This window comes from Bartonella sp. CB10SXKL, from assembly GCF_042195515.1.
In the GTDB taxonomy this organism is placed as follows: domain Bacteria; phylum Pseudomonadota; class Alphaproteobacteria; order Rhizobiales; family Rhizobiaceae; genus Bartonella.
Genome location: NZ_JBHION010000009.1, coordinates 52,342 through 67,952 on the forward strand (window position 1 = coordinate 52,342; position 15,611 = coordinate 67,952).

At 40.7% G+C, this 15,611-nt stretch carries 15 protein-coding genes; 12 read left to right on the top strand and 3 right to left on the bottom strand.

The window, feature by feature from the left end; genetic code table 11:
- Positions 1–549 precede the first annotated feature (549 nt).
- A complete protein-coding gene (locus ACFIK3_RS06095) occupies positions 550–1,758 on the top strand; it encodes an MFS transporter (RefSeq protein ID WP_375676420.1) in 1,209 nt (402 codons plus the stop codon).
- Between the two features lie 429 nt (positions 1,759–2,187).
- Here the strand turns inward: ACFIK3_RS06095 and ACFIK3_RS06100 are convergent, their stop codons facing one another.
- Positions 2,188–2,559, bottom strand: a complete 372-nt coding sequence (locus ACFIK3_RS06100) for a helix-turn-helix domain-containing protein (RefSeq protein WP_375643527.1) — start codon at positions 2,557–2,559, stop codon at positions 2,188–2,190.
- 1,085 nt (positions 2,560–3,644) lie between these two features.
- On the opposite strand from ACFIK3_RS06100, the gene ACFIK3_RS06105 reads away from it, so the two are divergent.
- From ACFIK3_RS06105 to clpB, 5 genes are all read left to right on the top strand, one after another.
- Positions 3,645–3,779, top strand: a complete 135-nt coding sequence (locus ACFIK3_RS06105) for a hypothetical protein (protein ID WP_375631425.1) — start codon at positions 3,645–3,647, stop codon at positions 3,777–3,779.
- Positions 3,780–3,897: 118 nt separating this feature from the next.
- The gene (locus ACFIK3_RS06110; RefSeq protein WP_375676405.1) at positions 3,898–4,026 is read left to right on the top strand and encodes a hypothetical protein; all 129 of its coding nucleotides are present in this window, start codon (positions 3,898–3,900) and stop codon (positions 4,024–4,026) included.
- Between the two features lie 250 nt (positions 4,027–4,276).
- On the top strand, positions 4,277–4,435 hold the full coding sequence (locus ACFIK3_RS06115; RefSeq protein ID WP_375676406.1) for a hypothetical protein: 159 nt from the start codon (positions 4,277–4,279) through the stop codon (positions 4,433–4,435).
- Entirely contained in the window at positions 4,428–4,595 is a 168-nt protein-coding gene (locus tag ACFIK3_RS06120) for a hypothetical protein (protein ID WP_375676407.1), read from the top strand. Before ACFIK3_RS06115 ends, ACFIK3_RS06120 begins: the two co-directional genes overlap by 8 nt.
- Before the next feature lie 34 nt (positions 4,596–4,629).
- Positions 4,630–7,209 carry an ATP-dependent chaperone ClpB gene (gene clpB, locus ACFIK3_RS06125; protein WP_375631423.1) on the top strand — a complete coding sequence of 860 codons (2,580 nt, stop codon included), beginning with the start codon at positions 4,630–4,632 and terminating at the stop codon, positions 7,207–7,209.
- A 395-nt stretch (positions 7,210–7,604) separates the two neighbouring features.
- Here the strand turns inward: clpB and ACFIK3_RS06130 are convergent, their stop codons facing one another.
- Positions 7,605–7,976 (bottom strand): helix-turn-helix transcriptional regulator, encoded by a 372-nt coding sequence (locus tag ACFIK3_RS06130; RefSeq protein WP_273791324.1) that lies wholly within the window; start codon positions 7,974–7,976, stop codon positions 7,605–7,607.
- 531 nt (positions 7,977–8,507) lie between these two features.
- On the opposite strand from ACFIK3_RS06130, the gene ACFIK3_RS06135 reads away from it, so the two are divergent.
- The 4 genes from ACFIK3_RS06135 (at position 8,508) to ACFIK3_RS06150 (ending at position 13,185) form a co-directional block, all read left to right on the top strand.
- The gene (locus ACFIK3_RS06135; RefSeq protein ID WP_375676408.1) at positions 8,508–8,741 is read left to right on the top strand and encodes a hypothetical protein; all 234 of its coding nucleotides are present in this window, start codon (positions 8,508–8,510) and stop codon (positions 8,739–8,741) included.
- Positions 8,742–9,165: 424 nt separating this feature from the next.
- A complete protein-coding gene (locus ACFIK3_RS06140) occupies positions 9,166–10,401 on the top strand; it encodes an MFS transporter (protein ID WP_375676421.1) in 1,236 nt (411 codons plus the stop codon).
- Positions 10,402–11,059: 658 nt separating this feature from the next.
- Positions 11,060–11,455, top strand: coding sequence for a hypothetical protein (locus tag ACFIK3_RS06145; RefSeq protein WP_375663600.1), 396 nt, complete (start codon positions 11,060–11,062; stop codon positions 11,453–11,455).
- Positions 11,456–13,062: 1,607 nt separating this feature from the next.
- Positions 13,063–13,185, top strand: coding sequence for a hypothetical protein (locus tag ACFIK3_RS06150; RefSeq protein WP_375676409.1), 123 nt, complete (start codon positions 13,063–13,065; stop codon positions 13,183–13,185).
- On the opposite strand, the gene ACFIK3_RS06155 is transcribed toward ACFIK3_RS06150, so the two are convergent.
- Complete coding sequence (locus ACFIK3_RS06155) at positions 13,182–13,550, bottom strand: helix-turn-helix domain-containing protein (RefSeq protein WP_375676422.1); 369 nt, start codon at positions 13,548–13,550, stop codon at positions 13,182–13,184. The genes ACFIK3_RS06150 and ACFIK3_RS06155 overlap by 4 nt on opposite strands.
- A gap of 788 nt (positions 13,551–14,338) precedes the next feature.
- On the opposite strand from ACFIK3_RS06155, the gene ACFIK3_RS06160 reads away from it, so the two are divergent.
- Entirely contained in the window at positions 14,339–14,665 is a 327-nt protein-coding gene (locus tag ACFIK3_RS06160) for a hypothetical protein (RefSeq protein WP_273791298.1), read from the top strand.
- 183 nt (positions 14,666–14,848) lie between these two features.
- Positions 14,849–14,998 carry a hypothetical protein gene (locus ACFIK3_RS06165; RefSeq protein WP_273791299.1) on the top strand — a complete coding sequence of 50 codons (150 nt, stop codon included), beginning with the start codon at positions 14,849–14,851 and terminating at the stop codon, positions 14,996–14,998.
- The last annotated feature ends 613 nt before the right edge of the window (positions 14,999–15,611 follow it).

Genomic DNA, 15,611 nt, shown 5'->3' on the forward strand with positions numbered 1-15,611 from the left:
CATATCTAAGACTTATCCCCAGTGGTTTCCATGGATAATTATAAATTGCCTTGTTACAGGAAGGTCGATAGTGCTTTGTTGCGTGAAAGTTGTTGATGCTTTTAGGGTGTGAGAAAAAATTGATCATCTAATCAGTATTGCTAAGGAAAAAGAGGGGGAGTGTGTTTTGGTGCAAAGAGGTGGGGCAATAAAAAATCGCTTGTTGGTGCTTTGTTGCGTGAAAGTTGTTGGTGCCTTTAGGGTGTGAGAAAAAATTGGTCATCTAATCAGTATTGCTAACGAAAAAAGAGGGGTGCGTGTTTTGGTGCAAAGAGGTGGGGCAATAAAAAATCGCTTGTTGGTGCTTTGTTGCAGGAAGGTCGTTGATGCTTTTAGGGTGTAAGAAAAAATTGATCATCTAATCAGTATTGCTAACGAAAAAGAGGGGGAGTGTGTTTTGGTGCAAAGAGGTGGGGCAATAAAAAATCGCTTGTTGGTGCTTTTAGGGTGTAAGAAAAAATTGATCATCTAATCAGTATTGCTAACGAAAAAAGAGGGGTGCGTGTTTTGGTGCAAAGAGGTGGGGCAATAAAAAATCGCTTGTTGGTGCTTTTGCTGGGTAATGGTATGGTGTCATTTGGGGGCTGGATTGATTATATCGTGATTTTGACCGTATCTGTGTTCACTTGGAAAGCTAATCAATATGATGTCGCTTTTATTGGAGCGGCAACATTATTCCCTGGTATCGTTCTGTCGAAGCCAATTGGAATGTTGGTAAGTCACCGTTCTATGATCCATTGGTTGCGGGCGTCACTGCTGTTACGGGCGCTATGTACTGTCGGTTTATTGCTGGCGACGAGTCTGCAAGGATTTATTATACTGGCAGTTATTCGAGCGACATTCAACAGTCTAGCCATGCCTGCAATTTCCGTTCTTAGTGCAAATTCTGTGCCTGAACACGGACGGACTCGTTACTATTCTGTGCTTAACATGATCAATAGCGCAGCAAAGATGATAGGACCTGCTTTGGGGAGTGCTCTGTCTGTACTTTTATCAGATACATATACTTTATTATTTTCTGGATTTTTGACATTGCTAGGCTTTATCGTGTTTTGTTGTCTTGGTGCACAACCTGTCTCGTCGCTAAGAATAAAAAAAGCGAATACCACGCAAGCACAGCAGAGGCTTTATGGGACAGCTTGGTATGCCTATGTGGCGGTGGTGTTTGTGTATTTTGCCATGGTCTTTATGGTGAATAATCAGTTGCCCGTTATTCTCAGCACAATGAAAATGAATAAACAGACTCTTGGAATACTGGTATCTGCTTCAGCGATTGGTAATTTTCTCTATGGGTTTTGGCGTGTGAAACAATCAAAGCATAAACCCCTTACAGGCAAAATATCGGAGTTGTTAATGCCGGCAATGTCAACAATGATTGGTTTTGTCATGATCTCAGTGTGCTTTTTTTACTTTGATTTACTCCGTATTGAGACTTTGTTGCTCTGTTTTTTCCTTATTGGAATGGTTAGCGCTTACTTTTCCATATCTTCTAATGTTTATCTGGTAAGCAATTTCAATGAACAGATTGGATTGGCTTCCGGATGGGTGCAGTCTATACAAAATTTAGCTATGTTGGTGGCGCCGTTTGTTGGAGCGTTTGTTTTAGGTCACACTTCGGCTGGAAAATTGTTCCTTCTTTCTGGATTGAGTGGATTATTCTGTTTATTGGCTATCAGGATATTGGTGAACCGTTCTTTGTCTATTGTTCGATCTCAATGATTGGCTCATCAACGAAACAAATGTTTTAAATCATTTTTCTGAGGTTTAGAGGACGTGGAGATAATCTAACATAGAGCAGCTTTTTCAACGTTATAGATTCAATTTTTGATTTTTACTTAACCGCTCATATTTTTGTTTTTTTTTCGGGGCTTTGTTTTCTTGACACTGTTCTACCGTCTCGTAAACTCAATAGGGGGCATGGTTTTGAGCGATAATGTCATTTTTGTTTAACTCCGCTTTGCTACGAATAGTCAAACTTAAAAACTCAGCTGCTAATCCTCAATCAGCTTGGCTTGACGCAATAATGGAAACAGAAAACAAGCTATAGTGTGAATTATCTTATATGCCATAAAACATCACTCTTGGGGGTATGGTGATATCAGGTATGGGAAACTTTAGGCGGGGGTATGTTAATTGTTGCTCTTTTTCCTAATCAGAAATCAACCACAAGATTGCTTTTTGTTTTTTTGGCTGGAGGTCTCTAAAGTTTTTCAAAAGAGTGTGTTCTTTTTCGCTATAGGTTTCTTGATCACGGAGTGGGGTATTTTCTTTTGTTGAGATATCTTCTTTTGTAGCAATGTCTGCATAAAAAAAGCTTATAGGAACTTCCAGTTTTTGGGCGATTTTGAGTAAACATCCTGCGCTTACACGATTGAAGCCTTTTTCGTATTTTTGGATTTGTTGAAAACTGACACCTAAATGGCTTCCTAATTCTTTTTGGGAAAGGCTCATTGAAATGCGTCTGTGGCGGATTCTTTTGCCTATCAGAATGTCGATAAAATTTGGATTTTTAGTTGGCACTTCAAGCCCCCCCTCCGGTTGCGAGCGCCCTCGCATTGGTATTCCGGGAGTCTAAAAGTACTGAATCCGAGTCAGTTTTTTTGCTTTTAGTGCTTAAAGCACCTGGACATAGCAAAAACTCCCGGAATTCCGGGATACCCACAAAAGTAGGCTCAATTGTACGCTCGGATTTAGGGCTTTTAGTTCCCTATTGATCGTTGCGTGGACGATCAAAAACACGTGCTTATCAATAAAGTAATTTCAGAAGATTGGCAAGAGAAATGAAAATAATCTCAAAGACTATAAAATTGGGTACTTTTTAAAAAGTGCGAAATATGGATTATAAATCGCGTCTTTTGCTTAATCAGAAATGTCGATAAAATTTGGATTTTTGGTTGGCACTTTACACCCCCTCCGGTTGCGAGCGCCCTCGCATTGGTATTCCGGGAGCAACAAGTACTGAACCCTAGTCAGCTTTTTGCTTTTAGTGCGGAAACGCACCTGGACATAGCAAAAAACTCCCGGAATTCCGGGAAACCCACAAGAGTAGGCTCAATTGTACGCTAGGGTTTAGGGCCTGTTTTCCCTGTTGATCGCTGCGTAGACGATCAAAATGACACTTTAAGTGATAAAGTAATTTCAGAAGATTGGCAAGAACAATCAAAAATTTTCTATTCTGTTATGCCATAAAACGGCGCTATTTGGAGGGGTGTGATATCAGCATATCAATATTCACATTTAGGCGTTTTTTAGAGTGTGTGATAAATGTTTTAGGCTGGACTTATCTGTCTAGTCTAATGAAACAGTTTCGTTTGTGGGGTGGGTGATAACTATACAAAGTAATCAGTAGGGGGCCTTTGAGATAAGAAGTTGGATTGTTTACAGAACAGTGTTTATCGAGCGGTGTGGAGTGGTGAGCCTTTCGTTGGCTTTGTTCTGTAAAGATGTAAAAGCGTAAAAATGTATATCCGTAAAAGTGAAGCGGAGGATTTGTGGATTTATATATTGTGCGTGTTTTGGTTACGTTGGGCTTTTGTCTGACATAGAATGTAGTGAGAGGATTGGGGGAGGTGCCAGACTGGAAGAGAAATGAAGAGTGTTGTTGAGTGCGTTGGTTGGAGAAGAGTGTGGGAGGAATGGAAGGTGATCTGAAACGAATGAGTGGTCAGTGGTGGAAACTTGCTAGACAAGTATTTGAATTATTTACAGAACAGTGTTTATCGAGCGGTGTGGGGTGGTGAACCTTTCGTTGGCTTCGTTCTGTAAAGATGTAAAAGCGTAAAAATGTGTTTGTGAGAAAGGAGTGGGGGGCTATGTGTGGTGTGTGTTTTTGTCATGGTGAGAAATGTGGCGAGATAAATGGGGGAAAGAGTCTGTGAATGGAAGTTGGGAGGAAGAATGCTGTTAAGTTGTGAGTGTGTGACGGGAGAGCAAAACGGGAAGGGAGAATGGAGAGAGTGCGCATGGATAGGAGGAGAGTGTTGGTAAGGCGGTGGTGCAAAGAGATGTGTGAAGGAATGGTGATTTAAGGAGATAGAGCTTGATTTGTTGAGCCTGATGAAGTGCTGTCGTTTGAGGAGGGGAGTCTGAAGACTGTAAGGGGGGTACTAGGCAAAAAGCTGGGTTCTTTTACAGAACAGTGTTTACAAAGCGGTGTGGATGGTAAGCCTTTCGTTGGCTTCGTTCTGTAAAGATGTAAAAGCGTAAAAATGTGTTTGTGAAAAAGGAGTGGGGGGCTATGTGTGGTGCGTGTTTTTGTCATGGTGGGCTTTTGTCTGACATCGATGGGAGCATTGGGGGTGAAGAGACTGTAATAGTGCGGCTAGGCCGGTTGGGGTTGGGCTGGTGGGGAGGCTGGGCTGGTGGGGCGTATAGGGGAGTTGCGGTTTTTGTTTAAATTGATAGCGTATTTTTTTCTCCCTCTTGCTATGAGGCGTGTAAAAACCCATATTCTTTTTAGCACTACGGTTCTTCTTCATGCGGCATCATTTGCGGTGTTTTGTGGGGGGGGCTGTCCTTTGAAGATGTCTCTTTTGTGGAATGTTGGGGGAATTTAAAGTGCGGTGGTGGCTTGAGATTTAAGGAAAAAAAATGAATTTGGAAAAATATAGCGAACGCGTGCAGGGTTTTTTACAATCAGCACAAAGTGGTGCCCTTGCTTCTGATCATCAGCAGTTTTTGCCGGAGCATCTGTTGAAAGTGTTGTTAGACGATTCTCAAGGATTGGCAGCATCACTGATCCAAAAAGCGGGTGGTGATCTTACTCTTATTCGAAAGGCGCTTAACGAAGCACTTGATGCTTTGCCTAAAGTGCAAGGGGGGAATGGACAGCTCTATCTCTCTCAGCCGTTGGCAAAAGTCTTTAACATGGCGGAAGATTTGGCGAAAAAAGCCGGTGATCAATTTGTGACCGTTGAGCGTGTGTTGCAAGCGCTGATCATGGAAAAGACCGCAAAAACTGCTGATATTCTTACAAACGGAGGGTTGACAGCGCAGGCGCTTAATGAGGCTATTAATGATTTGCGGAAAGGAAAAACAGCAACAAGCCCCCATGCCGAAAGCCAATATGATGCTTTGCAAAAATATGCCCGTGATCTCACAAAAGATGCCCGTGAAGGAAAACTCGACCCTGTGATTGGGCGGGAAGAGGAAATCCGCCGCACTATTCAGGTGCTCTCTCGGCGGACCAAAAATAATCCTGTGCTTATTGGTGAACCAGGGGTGGGGAAAACAGCTATCGTGGAAGGGTTGGCATTGCGCATTGTTAATGGCGATGTGCCTGAAACTTTGCGGGATAAACAGCTTCATGCGTTGGATATGGGAGCGCTTATCGCTGGTGCAAAATATCGTGGGGAATTCGAAGAGCGCCTCAAAGCGGTGTTGGCAGAGGTGCAAGCTGAAAATGGGCAGATCATTTTGTTTATCGATGAATTGCATAATCTCGTTGGGGCTGGAAAATCTGACGGTCCTATGGATGCTTCTAACTTGTTAAAACCTGCTCTTGCACGCGGAGAACTCCATTGTGTGGGGGCTACTACGCTCGATGAATATCGAAAATATGTCGAAAAAGATGCTGCTCTTGCACGACGCTTCCAGCCTGTCTTTGTACCGGAACCCTCTTTAGAGGATACTATTTCTATCTTGCGCGGTATTAAGGAAAAATATGAACAACATCACAAAGTGCGCTTAGCTGATAGTGCTTTGATTGCGGCGGCGCGTTTGTCTAACCGCTATATTACGGATCGCTTCTTGCCGGATAAAGCTATTGACCTTATCGATGAAGCGGCGGCACGGTTGCGCATGCAGGTCGATTCAAAGCCGGAAGAACTCGATGCTGTTGATCGGCGTATTTTACAGTTGAAGATCGAACGGGAAGCTTTGAAAACAGATGTCGAGCCAACAGCAAAAGAACGTTTGGAAAATGTGCAGGAGGAACTCAAAACATTGGAACAACAGTCCGCTGAGATGACAAGTGCTTGGCAGGCTGAGAAACAAAAATTAGGGCATGCTGCTGATTTGAAAAAACAACTCGAAGAAGCACGTAATGCTTTGGCTATTGCACAACGTGATGGACAATTCCAACGCGCTGGAGAGCTCGCTTATAGCGTTATCCCTGAACTCGAAAAACAATTGAGCATTGCGGAAAATGATGATCAACAAAATCATCTCGTTGAAGAGACGGTTACTGCTGAACATGTGGCGCGGATTGTTTCACGCTGGACCGGTATTCCTGTTGATCGAATGCTGGAGGCAGAACGGGAGGCGCTGTTGCGTATGGAAGATGAAATTAGCAAACGTGTGATTGGGCAGGGAGAGGCTGTTCAAGCTGTTTCTCGCGCTGTACGCCGTGCGCGCGCAGGGTTGCAAGATCCCAATCGCCCGCTTGGCTCTTTCATGTTTTTGGGTCCTACCGGTGTGGGAAAAACCGAATTAACCAAAGCTCTCGCGGCTTTTCTTTTCCAAGACTCCAATGCCATGTTGCGCATCGATATGTCGGAATATATGGAAAAGCATGCTGGGGCGCGGCTGATTGGGGCGCCACCTGGATATGTTGGATATGAAGAGGGTGGGGTGCTGACCGAAGCTGTACGTAGAAGACCTTACCAGGTCATTCTATTCGACGAAATTGAAAAAGCACACCCTGATATTTTTAATCTCTTGTTGCAAGTGTTGGATGAGGGACGTTTGACCGATAGTCAAGGACGTACCGTCGATTTTCGCAATACCTTGCTGATTATGACTTCTAATCTTGGTGCTGAGTTTTTAACTGCTTTGCCTGAAGGGCAAACCGTTGAGCAGGCAAAAAATGATGTTATGAATGTCGTGAAAGCCGCGTTCCGTCCTGAGTTTTTAAACCGTATTGATGAGATTATTCTCTTTCAAAGGCTGCAACGTCACGATATGGAAGCGATCGTCGATATTCAGATAGAACATTTGCAAAATTTGCTCAATGAACGCAAAATAACTTTGCAAATCGAGCCAGAGGTGAGAAAATTTCTTGCCGATAAGGGCTATGATCCGCTCTATGGTGCGCGTCCGCTTAAACGGATTATCCAAAAAGAAATTCAAGATCCACTGGCGGAAAATATCTTATTTGGGAAAATTCACGATGAGACGACGGTGAAAATTACAAAACAAGGAGATCGGTTGGAATTTTTGCCTGAAGATTAAGTGTGGAAAAATTCACGCTATAAAGGGCGGTGATAATCCTATTATGCGATAACACCGCTCTTTGAAGCGTGCTGATTTAGAAAAATTCACGATGAGGCAGCGGTGTTTTATTGCAAAGCAAAGGGAGTGGTCGGTGTTTTTGCATGTTAAATGAGCGTTCTCGAATATCGTAGGATTCTTTTACTTCTGATTGTCGTGAAAACTATTTTCTTGCAATGTTATAAGTGAAGTCACAAGCGGGATTGCTTTATTGCTTTGTGCGTAAAAGAGAAATGCCGTTTATCCGCCGTAAAACACTGCTCTTTGAAGGGGTGTGGGGAGCTGATCTGAATTTGACTTAAGGATGTTTTGTTGTTTGATATATTAACGAATAACGTTGATTAGTGCTCTTTTGCCTAATCAGAAATCAACCACAAGATTGCTTTTTGTTTTTTAGATTTGAGCTCTCTAAAGTTTTTTAAAAGTGCCTGTTCTTTTTCGCTATAGGTTTCTTGATCGTGGTGTAAGAGAGTTTCTTTTGTTGAAAGATCTTCTTTTGTGGCAAGGTCTGCATAAAAAAAGTTTACGGGAACTTCTAGTTTTTGGGCGATTTCTAGTAAACATTTGGCACTTACACGGTTTGAGCCTTTTTCGTATTTTTGGATTTGTTGGAAACTGACACCTAAATGGCTTCCTAATTCTTTTTGGGAAAGTCCTATTGAAATGCGTCTATGACGGATTCTTTTGCCTATCAAAATGTCGATAAAATGTGGATTTTTAGTTGGCACTTCAAGCCCCCCCTCCGGTTGCGAGCGCCCTCGCATTGGTATTCCGGGAGTTAAAAACACTGACTTGACTCAGCTTTTTGCTTTTAGTGCTAAAGCACCTGGACATAGCAAAATCTCCCGGAATTCCGGGATACCCGCAAAGCGGGATAAATTTATGTGTCAAGTCTTCGGGTTTTTAATCCCTATTGATCGTTGCGTAGGCGACCAAAATTACACTTTAAGTGATAAAGTAATTTCAGAAGATTAGCAAGAAAAATTAAAAATTTTCTATTCTATTATGCCGTAAAACACTGCTCTTTTAGGGGGAGTGAAGAGCTAGAATATTTGAGGGCAGGGCTTGATTTATTGAGCCTGATGAAGTGCTTTTGTTTGAGGGAGATTTGAAGTTTAAGGGTACTGGGCAAAAAGCTTTGTTCGTTTACAGACTGTTGTTTATAGAGCGGTGTGGGGTGGTGAACCTTTCGTCGGTTTCGTTCTGTAATGATGTAAAAACGTAAAAATGTGAATCTGTAAAAGTGAAGTGGGGGATTTGTGGATTTATATATTGTGCGTGTTTTTGGTCACTTTGGGCTTTTGGGGGCGTGGAATGTGGTGCGAGGATTGGGGGGAAGTGTTTTCGTGAATGGAGGGGGAAGCTGGGAGGAAGAGGGGTGTTCAGTTGTTAAGTGTGTGATGGGAGAGAAAAGGGGGGAATGGAGGATGAAGAGAGTGCGCATGGATAAGAGGAGAGTGTGGGTAAGGCGGGTGGTGCAAAGAGATGCGTGATGGATGGCGAGGAGATAGGGCTTGATTTGTTGAGCCTGACGAAGTGCTGTCGTTTGAGGAGTGGGTGGGTGTAAGCTTTATTTTGTGGGGAAAGCTGCTTTTTGACGTGGGATTGTAGATTAGTGCTGGTTGGGAATTTTCATTCTTTGAGACGTGGGCTGGAAGTCAGTGTACTAATATAGCAGATTTTGATCTCATAATTTTTACATTCTTTCTTTTTTTAAAGCAAATAAGCAAGAAAAATTAATATATTACTTGATATTAGAGTAAATGCTTATATCAAGAGGAGTATTTCTTTAAAAATTTTCACTTAACTTATTAAGCGATTTATTAGAATAAAAGACTCTTCTGAAGTTCATATCACCAATTGTATCGAAGGAAGTGTAACTTTAAGTGTAGAAAAGTTTAATATCGGATGGTTGATATGAATTTGTTTTTAAAAAAGAGTCCATTAGCTCTTTTTTGTTCTCTCTTTATTTCCAAAGTTGGTGATTATGCTTATGAAGTTGTTTTTATTTTACTGGTCTTAGAATTAACAGATAACACCTTTTTTACAGGTCTTGTGTATTTTTTTCGATTTATCCCTTTTCTCTTTTTTGGCCCTATAGGAGGTTGGTTAGCGGATAATTTTTCTTTGAAGAAAAATATGATCTTAAGTGAAGTTGTTAGATTATTAGCTTCATTGTTTGTTTTTATAACTTATATAACAGGTACGGCACATATCATTGTTCTTATTTTTGCAGCAATATGTACAACGATAGGAAGAAGTATTTTCCAACCAAGTTTTCAAGCTGCTATTCCCAGAATGTTTTCAATAAAAGATCTTACAAAGGCCAATAGCATTGCTCAAATTATCATGGAAACGGCAGCCGTCATTGGCCCTTTGGTTTGTTCCATACTGCTTTTTTTAGCAAATAAATCGGCAGTACTCATTTTTTATTTTTTTACCTATTTTATATCTATTATCATGTTATTTAATCTCATGAATTTAAATTCAAGCGAGAATAAATCATTCAATTTTATAAAAATTTATCGAGAAACAGCTTCATATCTTAAATATATTTCTACAGAAAATAATAATTTATTTATTACGCTCGTTGGATCGTCGTTTGCTATTCTCTTTACGGGTGCTATTTTAAGATTTTTAATTCCAGCTTTTGTTCTTTTTGTGGGGGGAGAGGAAAGCTTTGTGAGTTATATTTTTTCTCTCATGGCTGTTGGAACTATTGTTGGTGGTTTGTTATATAGTAAAATTATATTAAATATTACATCGTTGAAGCTCATGATATTTTGGCTTCTTTATGGGGTTATTCTGTTTGTTATGCCCTTAGCTGCAGAAATTTATTTAAAATTCCTTCTCGTGTTAGCATTTGTTTTAGGATTTATTGGTGCCTTTGTGGATATTGGTTTAGTCTCAGCTATTCAATTATATTCTCGTCGTGAAGATTTTGGTAAGAGTTTTGGAACCTTTTCAACTTTAGCAAACTCTGCGGAAGCAATGTCTGGCTTTATTGCTGGACTTTTGGCACTCGTGGGATTGTTAAGCTCTTTTTTAGCGATGTCCGCATTAATTATTTCCACGGGAATTATTGGCGTTGTAAAAATTAAGAAAAATAAAGAGTTAACACCCCTTAACACGACAGTTGATGACGACCATTGATATATTTGATATCTCCATGCCGTTTCTTTTTTTTAAAGACGGTTCGCTCATTATCTTATTCATGAGGTAAAAACACAGCTCTTTGAAGGGGGTGATCTGAAACGAATGAGTGGTCAGTGGTGGAAACTTGCTAGGCAAGCATTTGAATTCTTTACAGACCGTTGTTTATAGAGTGGTACGGGGTGGTGAACCTTTCCTTGGCTTTGTTCTGTAAATGTGGAGAAGCGTAAAAATGTGAATCTGTAAAAGTGAAGTGGAGGATTTATGGGTTCATATATTGTGCGTGTTTTTTGTCACTTTGGGCTTTTGGGGGCGTGGAATTTGGTGCGAGGATTGGGGGAAGTGTCTTCGTGAATGGAGGGGAAATGAAGGGTGCTGTGCGTTGGTTTATGTAATGCAACACACCATGAAAGTAAGTATACATATACTATATGCTTTACATGTGTTTTTTCGTACTTTTAACATATATATTTTGTGTCTTAAACATAAGCTTTGAGTACTATGAGAGATGGTGGTCGTTTTTTAAACAAGCGAGAAAGTGATTAACTAATGCTTGATAGTAAAGCAGTATGTTGTTAAGGCTATTCTTTGAAAGGATGCTCTTATTTCTGGTGTAGGAGCTTCTCAGAAGAGAATACAATTTATAGGGGAAGTCTAGATGTCAAAATATTTATTTCCGTTGCCTCTTGTCTTGGTGGCTGGTTGTGCATCTATCAATAATTATTCATCAAATTATGTCAGTCCAAATATTACGCAAGATGATATAAAATTAATTGCTAACGATTTTGTTCGTAATCTTAAAAAACCTTTACCGCCCGCTACAACAACACTTATTGTGAAAAAAAATAAAACAGAAGACAACTTTACTCCTGTATTTATTAATCTCTTGCGACGGAATGGATATAACGTGATCTATACAGATCAACCAAACAAACAGCAAAATGGTGTAATTTTGACTTATCAAATAACGCCAATAAAGATAGGTATTCTGTCTATGGTTTCTTATGATGAGGTTGGAGTAACGCGTTATTATATTCGCACTTATAATAGATGAAACCCCTTTGCCGGTTTGTCTCAAAGAAGTAGATAATGAAGAAATGTATTTCAGGGGAAGTGTTGGGATTAAATTAATCAATAAAAATTTGCAGATGTGAAAATTACATATTCAGATGACAATTATCCGTCGTCTCGTTTACAATTTCAGTGTTGTAACGAAGAAAGATGTCGTTTTATCTGTTTGCAATCCTTCATGTTCTGTCTCAGTTATATAGCGCTTTTATCGTTTCTGTCTTATAGAAAATTACTTTCTGTTCTACGGCTCTATATGCCAATCTAATAGTCAGATCTAAACAATCAAATTCATATGAACTCTTTACAGAAATCTGTTGTTTGAGATTGTTGGAAAGGTGTTTTGTTTTTATCAAATTGTCGCGTGGTGGTTTGGGAGTTTCCTTTGGCTGCGTTTTGTAAATGTGTAAAAGCGTAAAAATGTGAATCTGTAAGAGTGAAGTGAGGGATTTGTGGATTTATATATTGTGCGTGTTTTTTGTCATGGTATAATGATAAATCCATTGAGCACCCCTATCTTTACACTTATGAAGAAGCAAGCTGGGTATTATCATTATATTTGCTAGCCCCTAATGTTGTGACAGCTCTTGGAAAGGTTCATAAGAGCCATTTTTACTCCTTTCTTAATAGTTTTACACGGGTTCTCCTCGCTTTTAACGTGGAAGCGAATGATTTTGATTGATTTAACATGGGAGGGATTTGAAATGAGAGAATCTTACGATATTCGGAACTCTCAATCAATATAAATAATGCTAAATTATCCTTATAAATCAATATATTGTTATTGTATGGAGTGGTGAGAAGGATTGGGGGAAAGTGTCTTCGTGAATGGAGGAGAAAGTTGGGATGAAGAGTGCTGTTGAAGTGCGTTTTCTGGAGAAGAGTGTGTGGGGAATGGCTGTGAACAGATTGCAGAGCTGATGTGTAAAGAGATGTGAAGAGAGAAAAATCGTGGTGGGCGTTTATATTCTATGCGGAGCTTAACAATTATAGTTGCATCTATATTTGTATGGGGGATATCCGTGAAATGGGTGTGAGAAGCATTGAGAGGTGTTTTTTTAGTAAGCGGGTGGAATGAGCAATACAATGAAATCCTATTTAGAGGGGAAATCCTATTTAGAGGGGAAATCTTATTTAGAGGGGAAATCCTATTTAGAGGGGAAATCTTATTTAGAGGGGAAATCCTATTTAGAGGGGAAATCCTATTTAGGGGAAATCCTATTTAGAGGGGGAATTCTATTTAGGGGAAATCCTATTTAGAGGGAAGCCCATTTAGAGGGATACCTATTTAGGAAAAATCCTATTTTAGCTCTTGTTGTTTTAGACATTGTGTTTTGTATGAGGGGCATTTTGCAGGAAAAGTGTTTTGAGGGATGTGGCTCCCTTAAAGAAAACACAAAAATATCAAAAGAAAAATATAAAAACTTGACAAGGTAAATGTAAAAAGGTATCATAATGATACAATCGGAATTGTGCGTTTAAATCAGAAGAGATCTTTTGATAAGATTCTGTGAGAGGGGTGGGGATGTTTTTCCAAGGTTTTGGTGTTTTTATCCTATTTTGAAGTTTGTTATCCTATGATGTCGTAAACCGGTGCCTAAACCGTTTTTTGAGATGTGGTGGTATCAGGCGGGCAAGGCTTTAGGCAGAGGGGAATATTGGCAACGGATGTCGATTGATGCGCTTTTGCCTAATCAGAAATTAACCACTGTCTAATCAGAAATCAACCACAAGATTGCTTTTTGTTTTTTCGGCTGGAGCTCTCTAAAGTTTTTCAAAAGTGCGTATTCTTTTTCGCTGTATGTGTCTTGATCGTGGTGTAAGGCATGTTCTTTTGTGGGAATATCTGCTGTTAAAAGATCCGCATAAAAAAAGTTCATAGGAACCTCTAGTTTTTTAGCAATTTCGAGCAAACACCCCGCGCTTACACGATTTAAACCTTTTTCATATTTTTGGATTTGTTGGAAACTGACACCTAAATGGCTTCCTAATTCTTTTTGGGAAAGCCCCATTGAAAGTCGTCTATAACGGATTCTTTTACCTATTGAAATGTCGTTGAAATGTGAATTTTTAGTTGGCACTTCAAGCCCCCCTCCGGTTGCGAGCGCCCTCGCATGAGTATTCCGGGAGTTTGAAAGCACTGAGCTCAGCCAGCCTTTTGCTTTTAGTGCTGACAAGCACTTGGACATAGCAAAAGCTCCCGGAATTCCGGGATATCCGCAAAGCGGGATAAATTTATGTACTGAGCGTTCGGGCTTTCAAATCCCTATTTGACCGTTGCGTGGACGATCAAAAACACAGAACTATCAATAAAGTAGTTTCAGAAGATTGGCAAGAAAATTAAAATATTTTTTAGTTTGTTATACTGTAAAATAGGAATGTTTGGGGGCGGTAATCTGATGTTAGTAGGGGAATTTATTGGGTAAGAGGTTGGATGATAGTTTAAAACCGGTGCGGGGTGGAAGCTTTATTCAGCAGAGGAAAATTTGCTTTTTGAAGCCGAATTGTAGATCAGAGCTTATCTGGCGTGTTTGATGAAACACCATGCTTTGAAGTGTGGGATAGCCATATGAAATAATCAGCAGGGAAATCTGATAGACGAGAAATCAGCTTGTTGACACACCCGTGTTTACAGAACGGTGCGGGGTAGTGATTTGAGCGTTTCATTTGGCTGCGTTCTGTAATGATGTAAAAGCGTAAAAATGTGAATCTGTAAAATTATGCGGAGGATTTGGGCTTTATGTGGGCTCTTATCTTTTTGGGTGTGTCCCATTTTTTAATTGTTGAATGCTTGGCAAATTTTGTTGCTGATTTTTATGTCATTTTTTGTGTTTGAGGTTTTGGTTTCTCTTTAGTTGGAAGGAACATGATGATGGTAGATGAACATTGTCTTCCCTTACGTCGAAGAGGGCGGAAAAAAGGGGCTTTAAATAAAACAACAAAGCGATTTAATGAAGCTCTTTTGACAGCGGCGGAGCAGGCTGGATATCACTATGGTGAAGATGGGCTGGTGTCTTATCTTCAGTATCATGCTCTCAATAATCCCGTACCGTTTTTTTCGCTGCTGGCAAAAGTGTTGCCTCTTCAGGGGGCTGGAGAAGGGCAGGTTAAAACAGTTTCGCGTATTGAGATTGTACCAGTGAATGCAAAAAATAGTGAACCGGAGAAGTGTGATACTTCGATAACTGAGGCTTGAAGAAGGCGCTGTGATGTTTGTGCATTTACTGGAGAGCAGAATATTTTGGTGGGAGATATTTGGGCTTCCTACGTGGAGACGCCGGATTTTATGGGCGATGACAGAGGGGCGTGTGCTGAAGAGGTGATACTCGAGAGGTACAATGCTTAGGGGGCGTGATGTTATCTACTGTTTTGGATTTTTGTGAAGATTTGGTCTTTTCTCGTTATTGAAGGTGTGGAGATATCAAAAACAGTTTCGCGTATTGAGATTGTACCAGTGAATGCAAAAAATAGCGAACCGGAGAAGTGTGATACCTCGATAACTGAGGCTTGTGATATTGAAAAATGTTAGGCTGAGGTGGGTGATGTGGGGTGATGTCTTGGAAGGGGGCTGCTTTGGTGATTGCCTATCTTGAGGGAATTGAAGCGGAGGCTATCGTGCTTGTGGGCGCTCGTGATACTGGGAAGGGGCTTTGGTGAATGATGCCGTAAGGGCCCGTGTGCTGGAGGGGATTTGGTGCAGGGTATTTGTGTGGTGGATATGGAACAGTGTTTTGATAGGTGAGGGCATGAAACTTGAGAGAAGTGTTATGCTTGCGGGATACATGTGTTTTGGTGGGGGTATCTTGGGGGATAGACAAGTGTGAGGATTGGTGATGCTTGAGAGGGCATGATATTGGAGGATATTGGGCTTTGGATATGCCCGAGAGCTATGTGCTGAGGCTATGATTTGGGTGGGGGATACCGTGCTTGTGGTTGGGGGATGACAGGCGCGGTGTTTGAGGGGCGGTGATGGGGGAAAATAGGGACCCCTTGGAGATAATGATCTTTGGGGGGATAGGGACTTTGGGGCGCATAGGTGTGGTCAAGGGGATCTCATGCAAAAAAAGTGAAATTTATTGAATATTAGGATGAAGGAAGGTAAAGCGCTGCTTTTGAGAAGGGCGTTTTTCGTTCAATTGCTC

What these genes read in the sequence shown, in the direction of transcription:
- ACFIK3_RS06110 (WP_375676405.1), top strand. Translation starts at nt 3,898, where the DNA reads ATGGGGGAAAGAGTCTGTGAATGGAAGTTGGGAGGAAGAATGCTGTTA.
- ACFIK3_RS06115 (WP_375676406.1), top strand. Translation starts at nt 4,277, where the DNA reads ATGTGTGGTGCGTGTTTTTGTCATGGTGGGCTTTTGTCTGACATCGAT.
- clpB (WP_375631423.1), top strand. Translation starts at nt 4,630, where the DNA reads ATGAATTTGGAAAAATATAGCGAACGCGTGCAGGGTTTTTTACAATCA.
- ACFIK3_RS06140 (WP_375676421.1), top strand. Translation starts at nt 9,166, where the DNA reads ATGAATTTGTTTTTAAAAAAGAGTCCATTAGCTCTTTTTTGTTCTCTC.
- ACFIK3_RS06145 (WP_375663600.1), top strand. Translation starts at nt 11,060, where the DNA reads ATGTCAAAATATTTATTTCCGTTGCCTCTTGTCTTGGTGGCTGGTTGT.
- ACFIK3_RS06160 (WP_273791298.1), top strand. Translation starts at nt 14,339, where the DNA reads ATGATGGTAGATGAACATTGTCTTCCCTTACGTCGAAGAGGGCGGAAA.